Origin of the sequence: Streptomyces sp. NBC_00224 (assembly GCF_041435195.1) — a bacterium.
Taxonomy (GTDB): domain Bacteria; phylum Actinomycetota; class Actinomycetes; order Streptomycetales; family Streptomycetaceae; genus Streptomyces.
The window spans coordinates 8,793,532-8,815,709 of record NZ_CP108106.1; the positions used below are offsets into that span (position 1 = coordinate 8,793,532).

Genomic DNA, 22,178 nt, shown 5'->3' on the forward strand with positions numbered 1-22,178 from the left:
CCAGGGGCGGGGGTCGGTGCGTCAGGGCAGTCGTCATCAGGCCGCCCCGGCGGTGAGGGGGTGGCGCGTGAGCAGTGCTTGCCCCGCCCTGTGGGCCGCGAGGACCGCATCGGTGGGGGACCGGCCGTGCAGGTACGTGTGCGCGTCGATGGACAGCGGGCCGCGATAGCCACGCTCGTGCAACGCGGTCAGCAAGGGCGGCCAGTCGATGACACCGTCGCCGGGCAGCATTCGCATGGCGTCGGTGAGCTGGGTGCGGGGAAGGCCGAGGGCGTCACTGATCTGCACGATCAAAGGCATGTCCGGCGGGATCTGGGCGAGTTGGCTCAGGGTGCCGTTGCTGGCGTGCCAGTGGTAAGTGTCCAGGAGGACGCCGACGTTGTAGCCCAGGCCCTGGGCGCAGGCGACCGCCTCCGGCAGGCTGCGCACTCCTTCGTCCGTCGCGCTGCCCACGCCGATGAATTCCAGGACGAGGTCGAGGCCGTTGCGGGCGGCCTGGGCACCGGTGCGGCCGATGCGGTCCTGGAGCTGAGCTGGGCTGATCGATGTGCGTCCAGGGGCGAAGCGGGGCAGGACCAGTGATCCGCTGCGGCTGCCGAGGGAGGCCATCGCCGCCATCCGCACGCGCGCGTGGCGCAGCCCGGCTTCGAAGCGGTCATCGTCCCAGCCCAGCCGCAGACCCCAGGAGCCATGGATGGGGACGAGCGCATCCGAAACGATCAGTGCGTGCAGGCCCGGATCGCTGTCCAGGGCTGTGAGCCAGTGCGGAGCGGACATCTCCACCTGACGAAACCCGCGGTCAGCGGCTGCGCGTACCACTTCGTGGTGCGGGGCCTGAGGGGCGATCGCCCCCCGGTTCAGACATAACTCCATGACGATTCCTTGCTCGTGATCCCTGGGCGGGCGGCCCGGTGGCGGTGGGCCGACCGGGCCGCGAGGGCTAGGCCTGCGTGAACCAGCGGGCCTGTTCGGCATCGGTCACCGTGGCCTGCTGGTGGGTGATCTCGGCTGCGGCGAGGTGGATCAGCACGCCGACGGTCTCTTCCCCGAAGGCCTTCTCGGCGAAGGCGCTGTGCTCCAGGAGACGGAGCGCTTCTTCGAGACTGGCGGGCAGCGCCGGCTCGTCGCGTGCGGTGTGGGCGTTGTTGACCCAGCGCGGCGGCGCGGCCAGATCGGATTCAAGGCCGTGGACGATGGCGGCGATCACTGCGGCCAGGGCCAGGTAGGGGTTGGCGTCTGCCCCGGCGACGCGGATCTCGGCGCGCAGGCTGGAGCCATGGCCGACGACGCGCACGGCACAGGTGCGGTTGTCGAGCCCCCAGGTCATGCGGGTGGGGGCGAACGAGCCGGGCACGTACCGCTTGTAGGAGTTGGTGTTCGGCGCATACAGCACAGCCAGCTCCGCCAGCACGTCCAGCAGCCCTGCGATCGCCTTCTCGCCGGTCTGCGAGAGCACAGTGCCCTCGCTGTGCGCGAACATGGGGCTGCCGCTGCGCGTGAGGGAGACGTGCAGGTGCAGGCCGCTGCCGACGCCGGTCTGTGGCGCCGCCATGAACGTCGCCTCCGCCCCGGCTTTGCGGGCCAGGGTCTGGACGGCGTGCTTGAACACGACATGCTGGTCACAGGCCTTGAGCGCGTCCCCGTAGGGGAAGGTGACCTCGATTTGCCCGGCGGCCGCCTCGCCCTTGACCGCCTCCACCGGCATGCCCGCGGCTGCGAGCGCATGCTGCAGGCGGTGGAGGTAGCGGCTAACGGCAGGGGACTGGTGCAGGGCGTAGTCGCCGCCCTGCGGGGTGAGCGGGGGCAGGGCGGGACCGCCGACCGTCCGGGCGGGGGAGTAAGTGCCCTGGTACAGGACGAATTCGCTCTCCAGACCGGCGTCGGCGCGCAGTCCGTGGGCGGCCAGACGGCCGAGCTGGTGGCGCAGGATCTCCCGCGGGTCCAGGGCGGACGGCTCCCCGTCGTCGCTGAAGGCATCGGCCAGGACGAGCGCAGCCTTCGGCAGCCAGGGCACCAACCGCAGGGTCGACAGGTCAGGCACCACACGGAAGTCGGGAAACCCGCCCTCCATGGAGGCAAGGCCCGATCCGGCAGGGGCCGGGGTCATGTCGATCGAGCTGGACTGCAGATACGCGCACATGTCGGCGCCGTGCGGCACTACGTCCATGAGGAAGTGCCGTGCGCCATAGTGTTTTCCGGCCAGACGCCCGTGCGGGTCCACGATCCCGCAGAGCACCGTCTCGACGGTGCCGTCCTTGACCGCCTTCTTCAGCGTCTCCAGGGGCGGCGTTGGGGCCGGCGGTCGGGGTGGAGCGGCCATGCTCGTACGGGCGGGGGAGGAGGTGGGGCCGCCGGGGTGCTCGGCGCCCTCGCGGGATCGGGAGAGGGGAGGCACTCACACCACCTCATCCTGGATCTGGGCGAGGTCACCGCTGGCGGCGACCGGCGGCAGCTCGTAGTCCTTGCCCGCTACCCGCCACCACACAGCGGCCAGGGTGAGTGCGACGAGCAGGGCGAGGGGTGCATAGTTGAAGGTGTCCACGGTGACCGGACGGCTCTGGGGCAGGCAGAACACCACCGTCACGAACGCCACCCACACCACCGCGACCGTCCCGACCAGCCCGCCCCAGCGGCCAAGATTCCAGGGACCCTGCTGGAAGGCGCGGCCCTGGCGCACCCGCAGATAGATGGGGATGGCGTAGGCGGGGGTGATGCCGACGACGTTGATCGCGACGACCGCTCCGTAGGCGGTGGGGCTGTACAGATAGGGCAGGGCCAGGAGGCCGGCGACGGCAACGGAGAGCCAGACGGCGGCCCGCGGGGTGCCGGTGCGGGCATGAACCCGGCGCCACCGTGCGGAGCCGGGCAGGGCGTTGTCCCGGCTGAACGCGAAGATCATCCGGGAGCAGGCGGCGGTTTCGGCGTTGCCGCAGAACAGCTGGGCCACGATCACCACCAGCAGCAGGGCCTTGGCCCAGCCGACTCCCAGGGCGTCGAGGAATATCTGCGCGGGCGGTACGCCCAGCGCGGAGTTTTGGACGGCGGCGTAGTCGTGGAGGGCGAACGTGAGGCCGCACAGAAGGACGAATCCCGCTGCCCAGGACCAGGTGATGGCGCTCATGATGCCGCGCGGCGCGGCCTCGGCGGCGTTGGCGGTTTCCTCCGACAGGTGCGCGGAGGCGTCGTAGCCGCTGAAGGTGTACTGGGCCAGCAGCAGCCCGAGCAGCACCACATAGCCGTTCGATGACCAGCCGGTGGTGTTCACGAACTCGGTGAACGCGTAGTGCGGGGAGCGGTGATGGGTGGGCGCGAGAGTGAGTGCGCCGACGATGAGGGCGACGCCCGCCAGGTGCCACCACACGCTGATCCCGTTGAGGACGGATATCAGCCGCACCCCGAACAGGTTCAGCACCGCGTGCAACGCGAGGATCACGAAGTAGGTGGCCATGATCTTGCCGGGGGTGGGGGTGAAGCCTGTCTGCAGGTTCAAGAAGGCCCCGGTGAACAGGGCGGCGCCGAAGTCGATCCCGGCGATGCCTCCCAGCAGGCCGAGCAGGTTGAGCCAGCCGGTGTACCAGCCCCATTTCTTGCCGCCGAGCCGGTCGGCCATGAAGTACAGGCCGCCGCTGGTGGGGTAGGCGCTGGTCACTTCGGCGAGGCCAGCGCCGACGAAGCAGACCATGAGGCCGACGGCCAGCCAGCCCCACAGCATGACCACGGGGCCGCCCGCGCCCATGCCGAAGCCGTACATCGTCATGCAGCCGGACAGGATGCTGATCACCGAGAAGCTGATCGCGGCGTTGCCGAACCGGCCCATGCGCCGGGCCAGCTGAGGGGTGTAGCCGAGCTCGCGCAGACGGTCGTCATCGAGCGGTGGCCGAGGTCTGGGAGTGGGCGGGGGCATCGCAGGCAACACAACCTCCAAGAGATCGGAAGAAAACGGGCAAGGGACGTGCAGGGGCAGGGCGGTCAGGGCCGGGCAGGGCCGGGCGGAGGGATGTCCTGTGCGCGGGCGCGCCGGGCGGTGTACAGGCAGATGCCGCGCACGCGCAAGAACTCGTGGGCGGCCAAGGCGTCCTGGGACGGATCGGTGGTGTGGTAGGCCCAGGGGGCGCGGGTGAAGTGGCAGTCCAGGACGGCGAAGACCTGCCCGGCCTTCTCGTACTCCTGGGCGCAAAACATGGCGTGAGCCAGGTAGTTGAGGTCGGAGACGGAGACGTGCGCATCCACCCGCAGGTCCGCGCTGTCATACGCCCGCAGAACGTCGCGGCGCAGCGGGTCACGGTTCCACTGGCGGCGCAGCAGCGGATCGCGGCCGCCGTCGTGGTGGAAGATGTCCACGGCTGCATACAGCGGCAGCATCAGCAGTGCCGCATCCTTACCGGGCCGCGCCCACGACGTCACCCAGCGGGCGAATGCGTTGGGGGCGGCCCCGGTGCCGGGGCGGGTGACGCAGCGCAGCATCTGGTGCCCGGCCTCCCGGCTGTAGGGGTGGCGCTGCCAGATCGCCGCCCACAGGCCCCAGGGACCCGGCGGGAGCATCAGTTCGCCTGCCTCCTGCCAGTAGTCGGGGTAGCGGAAGTGGACGTCGGTCACCCCGAGGGCCAGCAGGGCGATCAGCGGTACTGGATCGTCCGGGGCGCGCTCGTGGGCGTGCAGGCAGCTGGCACGCGCCGCCTCGACGAGCGCGGCGGTATTCGCCTGCCGGCGGCGGTGGGCGTGCAGTGCCCGCTGCACCAGCACCCGGGCGTGCATGACGTGACCGTCCACACTGTCGGGCTCCTCATACAGCCAGGCCCCCACGACATCGCGGTCGGTGCGCGCCGCGGCCGCGGCCAGCACTTGGCTGCGGGAGGTCCGCAGATCCCAGTCCCTGCCGGTGGCGTGCAGCAGATCCCGTATCCCGGCCCAGCGGGCCGCCTCCATCTCCTCCAGCGCCGTGCGCAGCGGACCGTCGAATCCAGCCGGGTGATAGACGGGCACCATGCTCTCCTCGCCGACACCCCTTCCGCGCGCCATCACAGCGCCCCCCTCAGGGGCGGAATCCCGGAAGGCAGGGCCTCGCGGACATCGTCACCGGCCGTGCCGCAGTGGTTGAAGACAGTGATCAGCGCCGATTCGGTGGTGATCGCCTGGTTGAGGTTGCGCAGCTCCTCGGCGGGCCGGTGCAGGACGATCTCATGGCGGCCCGCCTCCTGGACGTGCCGGTCCTCGACCCAGGCGCACATCTGGCAGAGGTAGGAGGCCAGATACGGGTCGCGGACCACCGCGGTGACATGGGACGCCGGCGGGGTGAGCCGGGCAGCATGGTCGCTTACCCACATCGACAGCAGGATCCCCAGCCGCAGCTCCCTCATGCTGGGGTGGGTGTATGCGTCGACCACCACCAGCTCCGCCTGCGTGTGCTGCCCGGCCGGCGGGCTGGGCAGCAGACCGTTGGAGCGGGCCAACACCAACACGGCCAGGAGCACGTCGCCCTCGAAGAGGCCGGTTACGCATTCCCCGGGGCTGGGCGGTGTGCCAAGGAAGGCGGCGATGTGCAGCGGGGCGGAGCCGGCCTTGCCCGGGGCTCTGGCATCCAGTGCCCTCATCCGCTCCTGGACGAGGGTGACCGCCGCCTGCCTATCGGCCGCGGTGAGCAGACGCATCACGTACATGCGTTCTCCTTCGCCGACGGGTGCGGTGTGAAGGCGAGCGCGGCGTAGCTGCCCGCGGCCCAGCCGGGCTGTCCCCGGTGGGGATGGGCGGGATGCCACTGGTGTGTCGGTACCATCCGGCCCACCTGGTGGAAGCCGTCGAGCAGTGCGGCGATCTGGGCCCGTCTGCGCCCCTGGAACAGCGGGGCGGGGCGGGCGGTCACATCGGCCGGGCGGGCGCGCCTGATCAGGTCCGGAGTGGGGTGGGTGAGCGAGACGGCGCTGCCCGCGGCCAGCCATTCGCGCAGCAGGACCATCCCCGCGCGGGCGGGCGCATCACGGACCTGGAAGAGCACATCGTGCAGCAGGGCGGCTATCGGCTGCGTGCGCTCCAGGCGCGCCTCGGCCGCGTCCAGCAGCTGCTCCATTTCCTCGAACCGTGCCCGCAGCACCGGCGCCCCACCCGGCATCGCCTTCGGGGTCCGGCGGGCGCGCGGCGAGGGCAGCTCGTGGTCGATGCAGAGCCACGTGGCCTGCGGCTGGATCCGCCGAGCGATCCGGTGCAGGTCATCCTCGAACCCGCGCAGCATGGGCAGGCGCACGTCGATGAACTGCTGGAGTCCGCGCCGGGCCAGTGAGGTCACGACCAGCTCCGCATGGATGCGGTCCAGGCGCTCGGTGCCCGGATGCGGCTCCGCGGTGGCCGTCAGGCGCTGTCTCTGCCCGGGCTCCCCGCCGCCCGCCACCGCTCCCGCCGAGTCGACCAGCCGTACCCGCGCGGTGGTCACCGTGCACCGCCCGCGTGCTGGGGACTTACATCCCACGTGGGGTCGAGGTCCTGGAAGTAGCACCAGACCCACTTGCCCACACCGTCTCTGCGCGGGGCGACACCCCAGCGGTGCGCCAGTGCCTCGATCAGCTGGAGACCCCGGCCACTGAGCTCCCCAGGCTCAGGACGGCGCGGGCGGACAGGGGCCGGTGACTGGTCGGCCACAGCGACGAGCACACCCCGATCGGTGCGGGTACGCGCGAGCCGGAAGGTGATCTTCCCGGCGCCGTGGCACAGCGCATTGGTGACCAACTCCGCCCCGGCCAGCACCACATCATCGGCCAGGGTCTCAAGCCTCCAGGCGAGCAGAGACTGTGCCGCCAGAGCCCTGCACCGCTGCGGCCACTGCGCGTCCGGCCCGGCCAGCACGTCGGCTCGCGGGGTGGTGCGCTGGAACCACAACTCCCGGCTGTAGACGCGCTCGGCGGACTCCGGATCCCAGCAGGCCAGCTGGGTGCGTAAGGGCGCAGGCACGAGTGCGGGTGCAGCGGGAGGCTCACCGAGGAGGTGAAGCAAGGAACTCTGCATGAGCGAGGTGGTGGGGGGCATCAGGAGCTCCACGGAGACGGGGCGGAGAGGGGATCGCCGTGCTGCGGATCCACCGGCGGACAGGCAGCCTTCCGGGGTGAGGTGTCGTCGATGTGCCATCGTGCAGGGGCTGTTGGGGAATATCGTCGTGCCCAGGCAACCGCGCGACGGCTCTCGCAGACACCCCAGCGCGGGCACGGGCACGGGTAACACGGGTAAAGATCGACTTGGTGACAGGGGCGCATTGTGGCGCGCACACGCAACACGCTGTTGGAGTCTGTGATCAACGAACTGGGCTGGTCCCAGGAGCGGGTGGCGGCCCATTTTCGGCGTACGGCCGCCGAGCACGCGGCCAGTGAACTCCTCACCGTGACGCGCTCGCATATCAACCAGTGGGTGCGAGGCAGCCGCCCCAGCGCCCCCGCGCCGGATATCTTGTGCGAGACGCTGTCGCGAGGACTGGGCCGCGTGGTCACCCTGGCGCAGATCGGGCTCGCCCCCAGCGCAACGGTGCCGCCGACCACCTGGGACTGGGACGCTGACACGGTGGTGCAACTGGTGGATATCGGGGGCGACAGCATGAGGGACCTCACCCGCAGGAAACTTCTGGGCTACTCGGCCGCAGGCGCTGCCCTGCCGGCCGAGCCCTGGTGGCGAGAGAGGGCCCAACGGGCCCAGGAGCGCCGCTCCCTGTCCCGGCGCACCATCAGCCCCGCCCACGTCGAAGCCGTACGCGACGCCATGCACCACTACTCCCGGCAGGACCAGCGCCTCGGCGGCGAGGCCGGCCGGGCCGCGCTGCTCGCCTACCTCCAGCACGACGTCGCCGACTACCTCTCGCGCCGCGTGTCCTGCGAGGGCCTGCGCCGCGAGCTCTTCTCTGCTGCGGCCGAACTCGTCTACCTCGCGGGCTGGATGAGCTTTGACGCATCGGACCACGGACAGGCGCAACAGTGCTTCACCCTCGCCTTCCGCATCGCTGCCGAAGCCGACGACGCGCCCCTGGGGGGCCATATCCTGCGCGCCGCCGCCCACCAGGCCATCGACCTCGGGCACCCCCAACGCGCCCTGGACATCGCCGAAGGCTCGCTCACCCAGAGCCGCTACGCACTCGCCAGCCCCCGGGAGAAGGCCCTGCTCGGTGTGGTCCACGCGCGGGCCCTGGCGGCCGCACAGCGCAAACAGGCTGCCCTGGCTGCTCTGCGGCGTGCCGAAGACGACCTCGGCCGGGCCCGAGAGGACCTCGAACCGAGCCGGGTGTTCTTCTTCGGCGAGGCTGCCCTCGCCCATGAAACCGCCTGCACACTGCGAGATCTCGGCGACCTCAAGGGCGCCGAAGCCGAGTTCCAGCGCAGCGTCCGCACCCGGGGCAAGCCGTTCCTGCGCACCCACGCCGTCACCCTCGGCTACCTCGGCGACGTTCAGGTCCGCCAGGGACACCTCGACGCCGCGTGCCAGACCTGGGCCCAGGCCCTCGACGTGATCGACGGGATCCAGTCCGGACGGGTACGCGACACCGTGGTCCACATGCGGCGCGCGCTGTCCCCCGTCCGCGGCCGAGGAGGAAGCGCCGCTGCCGAAGTCGACCAGCGGGCAGCCGCCGTACTGCGCGGCGTAGGGTGACGGTGCCACGACGCCGCCGGTCCGCACCACGCCTCGCCGATCGAGGCGAATGAGGGGAAACGCATGTCTGAAACATTCCAGGTGAAGGCCATCGCGACCGTGGTCGGCGGCCACCTCACGGCAGGAGACGACTACCAGGGCGGGGTTGAGTCCGTCATTCGCCTCAACGAGGAGTACCCCCTCGAAACCCTCCAGGGGCTGGAGGAGTTCTCCCACATCGAGGTCCTGTGGCGCATGCACCTGGCGGCGCCCCAGGACGTCGCCCTGCATGCCCGCAGCCCCCGAGGCAACACCGCGTGGCCGGCCACCGGAACCTTCGTGCACCGCAACCACCGCCGCCCCAACCAGCTCGCCATCTCCCACCCCCGCGTGCTCCGCGTGGAAGGCCGCGACATTCACGTCACCGGGCTCGACGCGGTCGACGGAACTCCCGTGTTGGACCTCGCCCCCTGGTTCCCGCAAATGGGCCCGCAGGAAAGCGTCCACGTCCCGGAATGGGTCGGCGACATGCTCACCCACTACTGGGCACCCGCCGAACACCGCATGTGAGTCGTATCCCCGCCCATCCCGGTGCCCCTGTGAGCACCCGCCAGCGGGGAAGCGGTACCAGCTGGACGTCAGGCACAGACCGCGACGGAACCCACGGCCAGTGACGTACCCCACGTGCTGGTACGCCGCAGGCAGGCCGCCCCACGTGCCCGGCTCGGCCGGGGGCCGAACGGACGCCGTCGCGCATGCCAGGAGCTTCATGCCAGCACCGCCGTCCTGAAGGCCACCGGCAGCGGATCACTGGCGGTGAGCAGGCAAGCCTGGTGGCCCCGGTACACGGCGTGCTGCGCATTCCTTGCGTCGAGGCGCCCGCACAGCAGCACCAGCAGTTCCCGCACCTCGGTCAGAGTCACCGCGCCGCGGCTCTTGTCGGCGTACTCCGTCAGCTCGCATCCGGCGGCAAGGGCCCGCAGCAGGTCGAGCTGGAAGCCCGGCACGACGAGCGTCCTGCTGTGCAGGACAGGCACCACACCACGGCTGGTAGTCAGGTGCACGATGCGCGTCCACCGGATGCACTCCCCGCCACTGAAAGCGCAGCCCAGATCCGCCACACCCCGCCAGGCGGCCGCATCGCTGGGATAGAGACCGTCCTCAGCAAGAGCTCGGCCGTCGTGGCCCTGGGCCACCAGCGTAAGGACACGCCGCTCGTGAGCGGTGAAGCGAGGCGCTCGCGTAGGGCCGAGGATCATTGCCGCGGCTCCTTCGCGAGGGACACCAGGCGCACGTTGCGTTCGGCGAACCAGGCGGCCATGTACTGCTGCGCCTGCACGTAGGCCTGCTTGGTTGCAAACGTGGCGGGTGAGAGAAGTTCCTCGGGGCGGGAGATCACCAACTGACAAATGAACCCTGCCGCGATGCGCGGGACGATCTTCTGCTGCCAGTACGGACGTTGTGCGAGCGGCACGTCAGGGGACCCCACGTCATAGGCATCGACGACAACTTCGCCACCGCTCCGCGCACTAAGGATCCGCAGTCGGCTCATCCAGGTCCGCACGACCCGCGGGTCCGTGTCCCTGAAGTGGGCGTAGACCGCGGCAGGTTCGGCCACAGCCTCCGTGGGCGGCTCGTACGCGGGATTGAGGAGGAACGGCTCCAGAGCCTGCGCCGCCTCGGGCAGCACACTCAGCTGCCGAGCGTCCGCCGGCCACTGCAGCGCCGCCCGAGCCACGGCCAGCGTGCTCTGCGCGTGCCGAGACGGGCCGTTGGCGACCTCGTCGACGGCGGCGGCCAGGACGGGCCGGATCCCCGCCGCGATATCAGCGCGCGCGGTGCCGTGCAGCGCCCCCAGGACGTGCTGCAGTACGGCTGTCGTCGGGCGGCCGGGAGTCCGTGCCTGATCGGGCGCAGTGCCCGAGGCGCCAGGCGTGCGACGCACCTCGGCCGCAACGGCGGACGACGGGGTATGCATCAGAGCTCCAGGGTCGGGAGAAGGGGGTAGCTGGTGCGAGGGGATCCCCGACGGCCCTGCGCGGGCGCCCCGGGGTGGGCAAGCGTTGCTGCGGTGCACAGGCTCGGCAATCAGGCAGTCCACTGATCCGTCACTTGAACGCCGAGCAGTCACTTCGGGCGATTGCATCTGAGGAGTAAGTCACTGCTGCTTGCAGGGATTTGACCGGCCGTCACTAGGCTGTCGAGCGTGCTGACAGTGTTTGGGAGGTACTGATGGGCCACACACCGCACGGTCCGTCCTGTGCGCGGCGGATCCGGCAGGAAGCGCTCGCCCACGGAGAGAGCGTCGGCCGGATCGCCCGGGTGATCCATGACCACTGCGGGGTGTCGCTGCTTCGCGCCCACCGCCTTGCCCGCGGGCTGACCCTGCAGCAGGCCGCCCAGGAACTGAACTCGCTCGCAACCGGGCGCGCGGCTGCTCCTCATGTCGACGGTGACCAGCTGGGGCACTGGGAGACCGGGCGCCAGCCCCGCGCGGCGACCCTTGGGCTGCTGTGCGACTTCTACGACTGCGCTCCCCATGACCTTGGACTCGGACACGCGAGGGCCGGGGATGATGGCGCGAGGCCGATCGCTGCGGGCTCGCGCACGAAGCCCGCGCCCGACTGTCTGGCGGTCGATTCCCTGGAAGGGACAGTTGATGCGGTGCGGCGCTCGGTGGACCGCACCCTGGCCACCGGCTCGGTCAGCGCCGCCCAGCTGGAGCTGGTCGAAGAGCAGATCTTCCGGGCCCGCCAGCAGTACGTCTTCACCCCACCGAGACAGATGATCACTGTGCTCCTTGACCATCTCGTGGAGGTTGAGGCGATGGCGGCGCACCGCCAGTGCGCCGCTGTGCAGGTCCGCCTGTCCGAGCTCACCGCGATGCTCGCCACGCTCGTCGCCGACGCGCTCATGAAACTGGGACAGCTCAGCCGCTCCCGGACCTGGTACCACACCGCGCGTACGGCTGCGGATGACAGCGGGACGAGCGAGCTCCGGGCCCGGGTGCGGGTGCAGGCAGCGATGCTGCCCTTCTACTACGGCCCCCTGGACGAAGCGGTCAAGCTCACCCGGCAGGCCCGCACCATCCTGCGGGCAAGGCCGGTGCGCACCACCGCCTTCGCCGCCGTGGCCGAGGCACGCGCCCTGGCCAAGCTGCACGACACCCACGCCGCACAAGTCGCACTGCGCGACGCGCTCACCGTCTTTGAGCACAGCAGAGAAGAACACCTGGCCGACAACGACGCCTTCGGCTTCCCCGAGCGCCGCTTCCGCCTGTATCAGAGCGGAACCCTCACCGCGCTCGGCCGCACCAGCCAGGCCCGCCGCGTACAAGAGGCAGCCCTGCGCCTCTACCCCCGGACGAGCGGCATCGACCCCGCCCTGCTCCACTTCGAGGCCGCCCTGTGCCTGGCCCACGAAGGCAGCCTTACCGACGCCTGCGAACTCACCGCGACGACCTTCCTGGGGATCGTCGCCGAACACCGCACACCCATCGTGGAGGAACGGGCCCGCGAGATCGTCGCGGCACTCCCACCCGGTGCACAGCTCAGCCGGCCCGCCCGCGAACTGCGTGAGATCCTCGCCCTTGCTCCCGCACCCACGTGACAGGCACGCGCCCGGTCGGCGAGTGTGGAGTCCATGACACACGTGGTGATCGCTCCCGGCGGATTCGACAAGTCCGAGATGCAGCAGGTCCTGCAGCAAGCCTGCGCCGTGGTCGGCCTCGACCACGGTGATGCCCGGCTGCTGCGCGGACACACCAACGCCGTGATCCTCCTGGAACGCGAACAGACCGTCGTCAAGATCGCCCGCCGGGGAACGCGCACCGAGGACGTCGTACGTACGGTCGCCTTCGTCCGCCACCTCATGGACCTTGGCTTTCCCACCGTCGCCCTGCACCCCATTGGCCAGCCCGTCATCATCGACGGGCACGCCGCCACCTTCTGGCACTACCTGCCCCAGCCTCCGCACCCCGTCACCGCCGCGCAGCTCGCCAGGCCGCTGCACGCCCTGCACACCCTGGCCGCCCCACCTCTCACGCTGCCGCGCCACGACAACCTCGCGGCGATCCGCCGCTCCCTCGCGACCACCAGCTGGCTGCCCGGGCGAACCCTCGCCTTCCTCAACGACTACGCCGACCAGCTCGCCCATGCGCTCACCACTGTGGACTTCGCCCTTCGCGACGGCGTGATCCAAGGCGACCCGCAGCACCGCAACGCCCTGCACACCGGGCACGGGGAGGCCGTGCTCTGCGACTGGGACACCGTCACGCGCGGGCAACCGGAATGGGATCTGGTCACCGTGGAGATCCACTGCCGCCGATTCGGACACGGCCAGCAGCACTACCAGGCCTTCGCCGACACCTACGGCTTCGACATCACCCGGTGGCCCGGCTACCCGATCCTGGCCGCGATCCGCGAACTGCGGATGATCACCACCAACGCACGCAAGGTCCCCCAAGCCCCCAGCAGCCAAAGGGAAGTCGAACGGCGCATCGCAGCCCTCCAAAGCCACGACAGGCAACTGCGGTGGAACATCCTGTAATACCCCGCGGCACTGCCGGGAGACGCCACGGCGCTCGCCCGCCGACGCTGCTCCGCGCCGGGCAGCACCCGACCGGGGCCACGGGCGCACCGGCAACCGCGCGCTGTGGCAGAGCAGCGTCCCAACCGGCGATGACACTTCGATCGGTGCCCCGCACGCCGGGTGCGGCGGGCAGGTATCGGCGGCGAAGAACACAGCAGATCCTTTCCGGGAACGAAGGGCTCAGCGTTGGCGGACGGTCTGGCCGTGGGGGCCGGCGGTGAACTCGAAGTCCGCAAGGCGGGGCTAGCCCAGTTCGGGCCACCGTTTGCGTGCGCGCTGGCCGCGCACGAGCATGAAGTCGACGGCGGCGACCAGGGGACCACTGACCGTGTCGTCCTCCTGGCGGGTCAGGACCGCGACCGCGTCGGTGCCGAACGGGGTGGTCACCGGTGCGACGATCACCCCGCCGACCGCTACCTGTTCTGCCCGTGCCGGAGGGATCTGTCAGCGTCGGAGGACATGGTCCGGCTTGTCGAGCCACACCTGCTGGCCCTCGTCGGAGACGGTCAGGCCGTAACGGGTCACGTGAGGCTGGCTGGCTGTGCGCCATGCGGTGTAGGCCGTGACGACCTCGGCCCACAGATCGCGTTCTCCCCAGACGGTCACCGCGCCGTCCTCCCACCAGTCGGTGTAGCGGACGACGGTGACGGAAGCGCCCGTGTCGTCCCGGATCTGGGCTCGGCGGGTGCTGTCGTCGTCGCGCTGCCGATCGATGGCGATGTGGGGCACGTGCAGACCGATGGCGAAGTCCTGGGCCCACGTCCCGTCCAGCACCTGGGCGGGGTCGATGGGCGAAGACGTGAGCGCGTAGGTGTCCGGGTTGCGGGCGGGCTCGCGTGGTCGCTCGGAGCGGGCCCACATGTAGGAGGCAGAGCCGACGAACGGGCCTGAGGCGATGCCGTCATGTACGCGCAGTTTCAGCAGCCCGCCGTTGGCGTAGAGCGTGTTGAACGGGGTCAGGATGATGCCCCCGTCGGTTGTCTGCCGGCGCCAGGCGGCCGGGATGCGGCGCAGGGAGGCCGTGTTGATGATGCGGTCGAAGGGAGCGCTCTCGGGATGTCCGGCCAGCCCGTCCCCGCGTACCACATAAGGGGCGTAGCCGGCCTTGCCGAGATTGTCCGCGCCCCACGCTGATAGGGCCGGGTCGATCTCGATCGTGGTCACCTGTGCGGCCCCGACGCGTTCGGCAAGGAGCGCGGTGTGGTAGCCGGAGGCGGTTCCGATTTCGAGGACCCGGTGTTCGGGCTCGACGTCGAGTTGGTTCAGCTTCTCGAAGGCGATGTCGAGGGCGGAGATGCTGCTGGTGTAGTCGCCTCGTGCGGGGCCGTCGGCGGGGGTGCGGCCGTCGTCCATCTGCGTGATCAGCGAATTGTGGGTGTCCCACACCCCTGCCTGCCACGCATCGAAGTCGGCGGACCGGTCGATGACGGGGTGGAGGCCCTTCTCGTCGGTGGCCAGGGTCCAGAATTGAGCGGGGGCGAACATTTCACGGTCGACGGCATCGAACGCGGGACGGAGCCATGGGGACCGGAAGGCCCCCATGGCGTCCAGCTCCCGCGCGGCGCGTGCACGGTAGTTCATGGTGCGCCTACTTTCCGCGTCCGCCGCTGCCGGAACCTCCGCCGCTGCCGTCAGGGCTCGGCGTCGGCGGGGTCCACGGCTTGATCGGTGCCGGGTCGCCCTTGTGCTTGCTGTCGGCCATCATTTCCTCCTCGGTGTGGGCAGACGTCCGGGCTGTGTGTGATCTGGACGAGCGCGCGCGTGGTGGTGCGGCAGAAAGGGGCCTTGGCGCGGCCTCGTCCGTATCGAAGGCCTCCGGAATCACCTGGGCCAACTCCGGGGGAGCGAACCCCACGGCTGGAAAGTCGGTCATGACCGGGTCCTTCGTGGAGGGGAGGCTCGTCAGTGCTGGCGGACGCTTTGGCCGTTGGGCCCTGCAGCGAGTTCGAAGTCTGGGAGGCGGGGCCATCCGAGTTCGCGCCAGGGGCGGGGCTTGCGCTGGGAGCGGGTGCGCATGAAGCTCACGGCCGCTACCAGCTGCCCGCTTGCGTGGCCTTGGCCGTCGGCGACGAGCAGGGCCAGCGCGTCGTCGCCGAACGGTGTGGCCACTGGTGTGAGGATCGTTCCGCCGGGCTGCATCTGTTCCATCCATGCGGGCGGGATCTGCTGCACGCATGCGGTGCTGATCAGCCGGTCGTACGGGGCGCGGGCGGCGTAGCCGGCCTCCCCGTCCGCGACGACGACGGTGGGGGCGGCGACGTCGAGGGTGTGCAGTGCCGTGCGGGCCCGATCGGCCGTGGCCGGGTCGATCTCTACTGTCGTCAGGCGGTGTGCTCCGACGCGGGCAGCGAGCAGGGCGGCGTTGTAGCCGGTGCCGGTCCCGATCTCCAGCACGTTCTCGCCCGGCTGCGGATCGAGGTGATGGAGCATCTGCACGACGACGGCGGAGCAGGAGATTGAGGAGGTGAATGCGTTCGATCGGGCTGGACCATCCTGCGGGGTGATCTTGCCGTCGTCGATCTGGGTGATCAGCGCGATCCGCGGGGTGTAGACGGCTTCGAGCCAGCGTTCGGGTTCAGCGGTGCGGTCGATCACTGGGAAGAGGCCGTCCTTGTCCCGCTCGGGCCACCACACCAGGTCGGGAACGAAGTGGGCACGGGGGACGGACCGGAAGGCCTTGCGCAGCCAGGAGCGGCCTTGGAAGTAGCCGGCCCGGTAGCTGTCGATGATCTCCATGCACCGGGTGATGTGCTGCTGCTCGTCCATCGGGTTCGTCCCCTTCTGCCGCACTCAGCTGTCGCTGGGGGCGCCGCCGCCCATGCGGTCCTCGTCACTACCGTGACCCTGCCCGTTGCCGGTGTCGCCCTGTCCGGCGCCGTGGATGTCGCCCTCCTCGCTCTGGTCGCTGTCAGAGGTCCCGTTCGTACGTCCCATGACGGTCTTCTCTCCTTGAAAGGCTCGCTCACGGAGTGATCGTCCACTGCCTGTGAGGGGGATCAGCTTGGCCCCGAGGGGAGTGACAGCGCCATGTCGTGCGGGTGCCAGATGGGCGGCCCCTGCCAGGGCCCGGGGACGTCGCCAGGCCACTCAAGTGCCAATCTCTGCACAAGTGTTGAACTGGGGGCCGAGTGCGGTATCCCCTTTCGTGCAGAGGAATGACACGAGTCCCTTGACCGGTGAACCCCTTGGGGGAGACGTGAGTGTCTGTAAGCACTTATTTTGGCTCCAGTGCACGGGGTTCTTTTGGCTCCACTGGCTGGCCGGTGGGGGCGCGTATTGGTGTGATTCACGCCCCTGCGGCAAGGTGATTTGGCCCCACTTCGAACGAGTGGTTCTGCTGGCCGGGACGGGGGGTCGGCGCGGTAGTTTTGGAGTCTCGGTCAGACCTCCGAAAGCGTGCCCCCGACAGGTGCGTGGAGGGCTGCCGACCCGACTCGACTCAGGTTGCGGGCCGCCCAGTGCCCGTGGCAGCTGGACGAGAACGGGCGATGGCCTGGTCGGCACTGGGACTTGGCGGCTGGGTCCGAAACGGCTGCGGCCGGCCTCCCGTGAGGGAGGCCGGCCGCGGTTGTCGTTCGAGGTCAGCGGCGTCGCTTCTTCTGACTCTGGGCGAAGCGGTAGGAGTCGGTGCCGGTTTCGACGATGTGTGCGTTGAAGGTGACGCGGTCGACGATCGCGGTGCAGAGCCGGGGGTCGGTGAACGTCTGCCTCCACTCGGAGAACGGGGCGTTCGACGCGATGGCGATGGCTCTGCGTTCTTCGCGCTCGGTGAAGATCTGGAACAGCAGTTTCGCTCCGGCCTTGTCGAGGTCGAGATAGCCGAACTCGTCCAGGCAGAGTAGGTCGACGCGGCCGTAGCGGGCGATGGTGCGGCCCAGCTTCTTCTCGTCGGCGGCCTCGGCGAGCTCGTTGACCAGGTTGACCGTGGTCGTGTAGCGGACCTTCAGCCCGGCCTCGGCCATGGCGGTGCCGATCCCGATGAGCAGGTGGGACTTGCCGGTGCCGGAGTCGCCGATCAGGCAGAGCGGCTGCCCGGCCTTGACCCAGGCCGGGTCCGACAGCGTGCCGACCAGTTCCGGAGTGACGTTCGGGTTCTCGGCGAAGTCGAAGTCCTCCAGCCGCTTGGGGCGGGGGAAGTTGGCGTCTCTGACCAGCCGCTGCTTGCGCCGTTCCTCGCGTTCGGCGCACTCGGCCTCCAGCAGGTCGGCGAGGAAGTCCTTGTAGCTGGACCGCTGGCGCATCGCCTCCTCGGCCATCTCCGAGACCCGGCTGCGGATGGTGGGCAGGTGCAGGCTGCGGCATGCCTCGTCGATGGCCGTGTCCACGGCCTCCTCGGGTCCGGCGTCCCGGCGGGGTCCAGGGACGTGCTGGCGGGTGGGTGCGGCGGTCGTGTTCATGCAAGGCCTTTCGGTCGGCGGGTCAGGAGCTGGTCGTAGTGGCTCACGGTCGGCAGCGGGCGTTTGTCCTCGGGAAGCTGGGCTCTGCGGGCCGCCAAAGAGACCACCCCGCTGGGCTTGGCCCACGGCGGCGGATCGTCTCCGTCGCCTCCTTCCTCGGCCACCTCTGGTGTTTGCGCGGCGGCTTTGCGGGCCTCGACGGCCACGACGTCTGCGGTGGCGGCACCGGCCCGGATCGCGGCCGCCATGCCCAGCTGGACCGCCTCGGCCGGCATCCGCCGGTGCAGCAGGAGGACCTCGATCAGGGCCCTGGTCCCGGCCGCGTCGCCGTGCGCGGTGCGGGCCGCGGCCCAGAACGCCTCATGGACCTCGGTGAACGATCCGTTCTGGCGGGCGGTTGCCAATGCGGTGGAGCCCGCCATGGCGCCGGGCTTGGTCAGCAGGATCTCGAGGTAGTGGTCGAGTTCGTCGCGGAACTCGCCCCGCCGGGTCAGCCGGGGGTGACGGGCGGCGATCGTCCGCCGTTCGAACACCAGCAGTTCGTTGCCCCGTAGCAGCACCCGCACGTTCTGCCCGATGAAACGGGCGGGCACCGAGTAGTGGCACTGACGGACCGTGATCCGGCTGCTGCGGTCGACCTTCGGCGTCAGCGTGATGCCGCACTCGAACTCCTCGAACGGCAACGGCAGCAATTCGTCTTTCTCGATGGTGAAGTTGAAGCCGATGGTGGTCAGTCTGCCCGCAAGGATCCGTGTGTCCTCGGCCGCGTCGATCGCCGTGATCTTCTCGTTCAGCTCGGCCAACGAGGCGACGTCGGGAACCGGAACGAGGTGCGTGCGCCGGAAACGTCCGCCCTCGTGCTCGACGCCGCCCTTCTCATGGGCGCCTTCCTGGCCGGGGATGCAGTAGAAGGCGTCGAAGCCGTAGTGGGCACGGAAGGTCACCCACCGTTCCGACTCCACCCGGCTGCGGCCGGTGCAGATCCGGTTGACCGCCGGCTTCAGATTGTCGTAACGAATGTGCCGGGCCGGGACTCCGCCCAGGACGTTGAACGCCTCAACATGCCCTTCCATGAAGGACTCCTGGGCCTGTGAGGCATAGACCCGGTGGACGGCCTTGCCCGAGTACGACATCCGCAGCGTGAACAGGTGGCATTTGACCACTTCGCCCGCCAGCCGAACCCACACATCGGCGAAGTCGACCTCCGCTTCCTCGCCGGGAAGATGCACCTGGGGAACCATCCCGTTCATGTGCCGGTGCCCTTCCCGGGCCTCGGCCTCGATCTGCGGGCGCCGGATCAGGACGTAGTCACAGACCGTCGAGTACGACGCCTGGTCGAAGCCGTGGTCTTGGGCGAGACGCTGATGGATCCGCCGGGCCGTGTGTTTCTGCTTGCGTGGCGCGGTCAGGTCCTCCCGCAGCATCGCGTCGATCCAGGCCTTGGCCGGGTCTAGGACTGTCGCCCGCGGCACCGGTTTCTTCCTCGGCGGTGGGACCGCGGAGTTCAGGGCCTGACGGACCGTCCTGCGGTGCACTCCGTACTTCTCCCCAAGAGCCCGCTGCGACAGCTCCGGATCGAGACGTCTGTCTCTCCGGATCGCGGCGAACAGTTCAGCGCGCGACAAACCCACCCCGGCCTCCCGACATGACCGTGATCAACACACACGGCCTCCGACAAGACCGTGATCGACGCACACACCCTGCCGTCATCGGGCGGACAGAGCAGTGCATTCACTCCAAAGAGGGCACGTCACAGCACGTGTTCGCCAGGTGGAGCCAGATCAACTTCGTACCCCACGGGGCCACTTCAGATCCGTGCACTGGAGCCCAAAGAAGTGCTTACAAACACGTGAGGCAACAACCGCCGACCCTGCTGAAGCAGCTGTGCATGGAACGCAGCCTGGGTGTCCCGGAGATGGTCGCCCTGTTCTCGACCACGGCCGCCCAGATCATTGGCAAGGGCTCCAACGATCCGACCTGCAGTGAACGCACCGCGAAGCGATGGCGAGCAGGAAACGTCGATCCGCTCTCCTTGAGCTCCGACACCTGCCGCGTTCTGCAGGCCATGTTCGGCCAGCCCGTTGCCGAACTGTTCGGGCCACCCATACAGCTTGATGCCCGTACCACCGCGTTCGACCTGGAGCAAAAGATCAACATGATGGCAGAAGACGCCCACCACGACGCCAGCGCGACCGCCGCGGCGTCGATCTCCGACACCAGCCTGGACCAGCTGACCGACGATGTGGCAGGGCTCGCGCACGACTACGCCTGCCTCGCCCCCGTTACCGCCCTCCAGCGCGGCCACGCTCTTCAGGCGCGACTGCAAGACCAGCGTGATCACACCCGGGTCCCCGCACAGCAGCAGCGGCTCTTGTTGCTCTCCGGCCAGACCATGGCTCTGCTTGCCGTAGCGGCCTTCGACCTCGGTGCTTTCGCCGGCGCCCGGCGCCTGGCCCGCACAGCCGACCTCTACGCCGAGACTGCCCGCTTCGAGCCCCTGCGCGCCTACGCCGACGGCATCCTCGCCTACATCGCCTACTTCACCTCGATGCCCGGCGAAGCCGTCGCGAAAGCCCGCCGGGCCCAGACGTACGGCGGACTTGGTGACGTCGCCCGCAGGCGCCTGCTCGCCATCGAGGCACGCGCGCTCGGCCACCTCGGTGACCGCGACGCCGCCATGCATGCCCTGAGGCTGGCCGAAGACGTCGATGACGGCACGCGCGATGACCTGCACGACGGCGTCGGAGGAGAATTCGGCTTTCCGGCAGACCGCCTGGCCATGTCCAACAGCTCGACAGCGCTACTCGTCCACGACGCTAATCAGGCCGAGATCTCGGCACTCCAGGCACTGCAGCTCATCGACCAGCAGCCAGCCCAGACCCGCTCAGCGCACGTCCTGGGCGGCGCCTCGGCCGACCTTGGCATGGCACGCCTGCTCAGCGACGACGTTGAAGGCGCCGCTGAAGCCCTGCTGCCGCTGTGGAACATCCCAGCTGACCAACGTGTCACCGGCGTGCTGGCCCGGACCAGCCAGATCCAGCACCTCCTCACCTCACCGGCCTTCCGAGGAGCCGTGCAGCCCGCACAACTTCGCCAACAAATCGAGGACTTCACCCGAGCCGCCAGCGCCCATCAGCTGACCGGATCGGCACTGTTACAGCTCGAAGGATGACGGGGCCAAGGCGGCGAGAATCTTCGCCTCCTTGTCCGCGGCGATACCGTGCTCCTTCCACCGGGGGTGCTCCACCGGGCGTCCGTCACCGGCCAGCCAGGCCCACGTGTCACGCAGGGTCTCAACCACCGGCCGGCACCGGAAGCCAGCCGCCACCGCCCGACTGGAATCGACCGACCACGCACCCGCGTGCGTACGCCACAACGGCAACTCAGTCCACTCCTTCACACCGTGCCCGGCCAGCATCTCCGGCTCCACCCACACCGGCTTGCCCGCGCCGCCCGTGACCACCAGGCACTCACGGAGGAAGTCCTCGAAGGAGATGCCGTCAGGGTGGGCCAGAGTGAAGCCACCGCCCGCCGTCCCCACCGCCTGGTCCAGGGCGAAAGCCGCGACATCTCGTACGTCAACAGGCTGAATACGCTGCTCACGCGGTGCCGGCGCCACCATCCTCCCCCCGCGTTGGGCCCGCGACAGCCACCACGGCAGCCGCCCCACGTACTCCCCGGGCCCCAGCAGGACCCCCGGCCGAAGGAACACCGCCGCCTCACCGAAAGCCTCGTGGACCGCCCGCTCGCCACCGGCCTTCTGAAACCCGTACACGGTGGGGCTGCCGTCCTCACCGGTGTATCCGAACGACTCATCCGCGTCCGGCGGGCACTCCAGCAACGGCGAACTGTCAGTCAGAGGCATGTGAGGCCACCCCTTATAGACGGACACCGTGGAAATATGCACCCACCGCCGGGCCGCGCGTCGGAGGGCCACGGCCGCCAGACGCACGTCCCGCGGCGGAAAGTCAGAACTTGATGTGTCGATCACGGCATCCCAAGGGCCATGCCCGGCGAGACGGTGCAAGTCCCCACGAGAGGTGCGATCACCATGAACCGGCTCGACACCGGGAACATCACGGCCGGAGCGCCCACGGTTGAACGTAGTGACCGACCAGCCCCGCGCGAGCGCTCCCTCCACGGTGCTCTTACCCAGAAACCACGTGCCGCCGATGACCAGGATCCTCATGTGAGTGATCCTGCCGTCCTGTTCAGCGCGCGGAAAGGGCGACGCTGGAATCTGGGCGCTATCTGCGGGGCAGCGACCACGACGAGGACCGGTGATCGAGCCCGAAGCAGGGACTCTGTGGACGACCACTCAGGCCGCCCGGTTCCTGGGGACCGAGTCGACCGGCAGCGCCCGGCGCAGCTAGACCTGGTGGAGGTTGTAGAGGCTGATGAGCTCGCGTAGCGCAACCTGCTCGTCCTCGCCGCTGGCGTCGTGAAGGGCAGCATGCCCGAGGCGCAGCAGCCGGGTAATCCTCTCGCCGACATCGCGATCCCGGTCCCTGGCCTGTGTCTCGTAGCTGAAGGGGCTGTGTGGCCATCCTGCGAAAGGAGTTGACCGAAGGGCGGCGGGGCGGTGGAACCCGGGCG

At 69.6% G+C, this 22,178-nt stretch carries 21 protein-coding genes; 5 read left to right on the forward strand and 16 right to left on the reverse strand.

Going from position 1 to position 22,178, the window contains the following annotated elements:
• Positions 1-36: 36 nt before the first annotated feature.
• From OG965_RS39330 to OG965_RS39360, 7 genes are all read right to left on the reverse strand, one after another.
• On the reverse strand, positions 37-975 hold the full coding sequence (locus OG965_RS39330; protein WP_371656798.1) for a sugar phosphate isomerase/epimerase family protein: 939 nt from the start codon (positions 973-975) through the stop codon (positions 37-39).
• A complete protein-coding gene (locus tag OG965_RS39335) occupies positions 941-2,395 on the reverse strand; it encodes a glutamine synthetase family protein (protein ID WP_371647967.1) in 1,455 nt (484 codons plus the stop codon). Before OG965_RS39335 ends, OG965_RS39330 begins: the two co-directional genes overlap by 35 nt.
• Positions 2,396-3,904 carry an amino acid permease gene (locus tag OG965_RS39340; protein WP_371656806.1) on the reverse strand — a complete coding sequence of 503 codons (1,509 nt, stop codon included), beginning with the start codon at positions 3,902-3,904 and terminating at the stop codon, positions 2,396-2,398. It abuts the gene before it with no gap.
• A gap of 65 nt (positions 3,905-3,969) precedes the next feature.
• The gene (locus tag OG965_RS39345) at positions 3,970-5,019 is read right to left on the reverse strand and encodes a hypothetical protein (RefSeq protein ID WP_371647965.1); all 1,050 of its coding nucleotides are present in this window, start codon (positions 5,017-5,019) and stop codon (positions 3,970-3,972) included.
• Positions 5,019-5,657: a hypothetical protein gene (locus OG965_RS39350; RefSeq protein WP_371647963.1), complete on the reverse strand. Its 639-nt coding sequence runs from the start codon at positions 5,655-5,657 to the stop codon at positions 5,019-5,021. Before OG965_RS39350 ends, OG965_RS39345 begins: the two co-directional genes overlap by 1 nt.
• Entirely contained in the window at positions 5,648-6,424 is a 777-nt protein-coding gene (locus tag OG965_RS39355) for an SAM-dependent methyltransferase (RefSeq protein WP_371647961.1), read from the reverse strand. The genes OG965_RS39350 and OG965_RS39355 overlap by 10 nt, the downstream gene beginning before the upstream one ends.
• Positions 6,421-6,939: an ATP-binding protein gene (locus OG965_RS39360; RefSeq protein ID WP_371647959.1), complete on the reverse strand. Its 519-nt coding sequence runs from the start codon at positions 6,937-6,939 to the stop codon at positions 6,421-6,423. Before OG965_RS39360 ends, OG965_RS39355 begins: the two co-directional genes overlap by 4 nt.
• 300 nt (positions 6,940-7,239) lie before the next feature.
• Between OG965_RS39360 and OG965_RS39365 the strand changes: the two genes are divergently transcribed.
• Together OG965_RS39365 and OG965_RS39370 are read left to right on the forward strand one after the other, a co-directional pair.
• A complete protein-coding gene (locus OG965_RS39365) occupies positions 7,240-8,616 on the forward strand; it encodes a Tat pathway signal protein (protein ID WP_371647957.1) in 1,377 nt (458 codons plus the stop codon).
• A 63-nt stretch (positions 8,617-8,679) separates the two neighbouring features.
• Positions 8,680-9,165 (forward strand): SAM-dependent methyltransferase, encoded by a 486-nt coding sequence (locus OG965_RS39370; RefSeq protein ID WP_371647955.1) that lies wholly within the window; start codon positions 8,680-8,682, stop codon positions 9,163-9,165.
• A 197-nt stretch (positions 9,166-9,362) separates the two neighbouring features.
• Here OG965_RS39370 and OG965_RS39375 read toward each other — a convergent pair whose 3' ends face one another.
• Both OG965_RS39375 and OG965_RS39380 read right to left on the reverse strand, forming a co-directional pair.
• Positions 9,363-9,854 (reverse strand): hypothetical protein, encoded by a 492-nt coding sequence (locus OG965_RS39375; RefSeq protein ID WP_371647953.1) that lies wholly within the window; start codon positions 9,852-9,854, stop codon positions 9,363-9,365.
• Positions 9,851-10,573 (reverse strand): hypothetical protein, encoded by a 723-nt coding sequence (locus OG965_RS39380; protein WP_371647951.1) that lies wholly within the window; start codon positions 10,571-10,573, stop codon positions 9,851-9,853. The genes OG965_RS39375 and OG965_RS39380 overlap by 4 nt, the downstream gene beginning before the upstream one ends.
• A gap of 254 nt (positions 10,574-10,827) precedes the next feature.
• On the opposite strand from OG965_RS39380, the gene OG965_RS39385 reads away from it, so the two are divergent.
• Together OG965_RS39385 and OG965_RS39390 are read left to right on the forward strand one after the other, a co-directional pair.
• The gene (locus OG965_RS39385) at positions 10,828-12,204 is read left to right on the forward strand and encodes a helix-turn-helix domain-containing protein (protein ID WP_371647950.1); all 1,377 of its coding nucleotides are present in this window, start codon (positions 10,828-10,830) and stop codon (positions 12,202-12,204) included.
• A gap of 33 nt (positions 12,205-12,237) precedes the next feature.
• Entirely contained in the window at positions 12,238-13,143 is a 906-nt protein-coding gene (locus tag OG965_RS39390) for an aminoglycoside phosphotransferase family protein (protein WP_371647949.1), read from the forward strand.
• A gap of 285 nt (positions 13,144-13,428) precedes the next feature.
• Here the strand turns inward: OG965_RS39390 and OG965_RS39395 are convergent, their stop codons facing one another.
• The 6 genes from OG965_RS39395 to istA form a co-directional block, all read right to left on the reverse strand.
• Positions 13,429-13,572 (reverse strand): hypothetical protein, encoded by a 144-nt coding sequence (locus tag OG965_RS39395; protein WP_371647947.1) that lies wholly within the window; start codon positions 13,570-13,572, stop codon positions 13,429-13,431.
• Positions 13,573-13,629: 57 nt separating this feature from the next.
• On the reverse strand, positions 13,630-14,766 hold the full coding sequence (locus OG965_RS39400; RefSeq protein ID WP_371647946.1) for a methyltransferase domain-containing protein: 1,137 nt from the start codon (positions 14,764-14,766) through the stop codon (positions 13,630-13,632).
• Positions 14,767-15,087: 321 nt separating this feature from the next.
• The gene (locus OG965_RS39405) at positions 15,088-15,951 is read right to left on the reverse strand and encodes a methyltransferase domain-containing protein (protein ID WP_371647943.1); all 864 of its coding nucleotides are present in this window, start codon (positions 15,949-15,951) and stop codon (positions 15,088-15,090) included.
• A 24-nt stretch (positions 15,952-15,975) separates the two neighbouring features.
• Entirely contained in the window at positions 15,976-16,119 is a 144-nt protein-coding gene (locus tag OG965_RS39410; protein ID WP_371647941.1) for a hypothetical protein, read from the reverse strand.
• A 647-nt stretch (positions 16,120-16,766) separates the two neighbouring features.
• Positions 16,767-17,582, reverse strand: a complete 816-nt coding sequence (istB, locus tag OG965_RS39415) for an IS21-like element helper ATPase IstB (RefSeq protein ID WP_371647939.1) — start codon at positions 17,580-17,582, stop codon at positions 16,767-16,769.
• Positions 17,579-19,207, reverse strand: coding sequence for an IS21 family transposase (gene istA / locus OG965_RS39420; RefSeq protein ID WP_371656805.1), 1,629 nt, complete (start codon positions 19,205-19,207; stop codon positions 17,579-17,581). Before istA ends, istB begins: the two co-directional genes overlap by 4 nt.
• Before the next feature lie 263 nt (positions 19,208-19,470).
• Here istA and OG965_RS39425 point away from each other — a divergent pair, with 263 nt between their 5' ends.
• Complete coding sequence (locus OG965_RS39425; protein ID WP_371647937.1) at positions 19,471-20,754, forward strand: DNA-binding protein; 1,284 nt, start codon at positions 19,471-19,473, stop codon at positions 20,752-20,754.
• Here the strand turns inward: OG965_RS39425 and OG965_RS39430 are convergent.
• Positions 20,737-21,771 (reverse strand): NAD-dependent epimerase/dehydratase family protein, encoded by a 1,035-nt coding sequence (locus OG965_RS39430; protein ID WP_371647935.1) that lies wholly within the window; start codon positions 21,769-21,771, stop codon positions 20,737-20,739. The two genes, OG965_RS39425 and OG965_RS39430, sit on opposite strands and share 18 nt — an antisense overlap.
• Positions 21,772-22,178: the final 407 nt, after the last annotated feature.

Bases quoted from the DNA above. Each gene is read 5' to 3' on its own strand.
- OG965_RS39330 (WP_371656798.1), bottom strand. From the start codon at position 975: ATGCCGAACAGGCCCGCTGGTTCACGCAGGCCTAGCCCTCGCGGCCCG.
- OG965_RS39340 (WP_371656806.1), bottom strand. From the start codon at position 3,904: ATGCCCCCGCCCACTCCCAGACCTCGGCCACCGCTCGATGACGACCGT.
- OG965_RS39345 (WP_371647965.1), bottom strand. From the start codon at position 5,019: ATGGCGCGCGGAAGGGGTGTCGGCGAGGAGAGCATGGTGCCCGTCTAT.
- OG965_RS39350 (WP_371647963.1), bottom strand. From the start codon at position 5,657: ATGTACGTGATGCGTCTGCTCACCGCGGCCGATAGGCAGGCGGCGGTC.
- OG965_RS39370 (WP_371647955.1), top strand. From the start codon at position 8,680: ATGTCTGAAACATTCCAGGTGAAGGCCATCGCGACCGTGGTCGGCGGC.
- OG965_RS39375 (WP_371647953.1), bottom strand. From the start codon at position 9,854: ATGATCCTCGGCCCTACGCGAGCGCCTCGCTTCACCGCTCACGAGCGG.
- OG965_RS39380 (WP_371647951.1), bottom strand. From the start codon at position 10,573: ATGCATACCCCGTCGTCCGCCGTTGCGGCCGAGGTGCGTCGCACGCCT.
- OG965_RS39385 (WP_371647950.1), top strand. From the start codon at position 10,828: ATGGGCCACACACCGCACGGTCCGTCCTGTGCGCGGCGGATCCGGCAG.
- OG965_RS39390 (WP_371647949.1), top strand. From the start codon at position 12,238: ATGACACACGTGGTGATCGCTCCCGGCGGATTCGACAAGTCCGAGATG.
- OG965_RS39400 (WP_371647946.1), bottom strand. From the start codon at position 14,766: ATGAACTACCGTGCACGCGCCGCGCGGGAGCTGGACGCCATGGGGGCC.
- OG965_RS39405 (WP_371647943.1), bottom strand. From the start codon at position 15,951: ATGGACGAGCAGCAGCACATCACCCGGTGCATGGAGATCATCGACAGC.
- OG965_RS39410 (WP_371647941.1), bottom strand. From the start codon at position 16,119: ATGGGACGTACGAACGGGACCTCTGACAGCGACCAGAGCGAGGAGGGC.
- istB (WP_371647939.1), bottom strand. From the start codon at position 17,582: ATGAACACGACCGCCGCACCCACCCGCCAGCACGTCCCTGGACCCCGC.
- OG965_RS39425 (WP_371647937.1), top strand. From the start codon at position 19,471: ATGGAACGCAGCCTGGGTGTCCCGGAGATGGTCGCCCTGTTCTCGACC.
- OG965_RS39430 (WP_371647935.1), bottom strand. From the start codon at position 21,771: ATGAGGATCCTGGTCATCGGCGGCACGTGGTTTCTGGGTAAGAGCACC.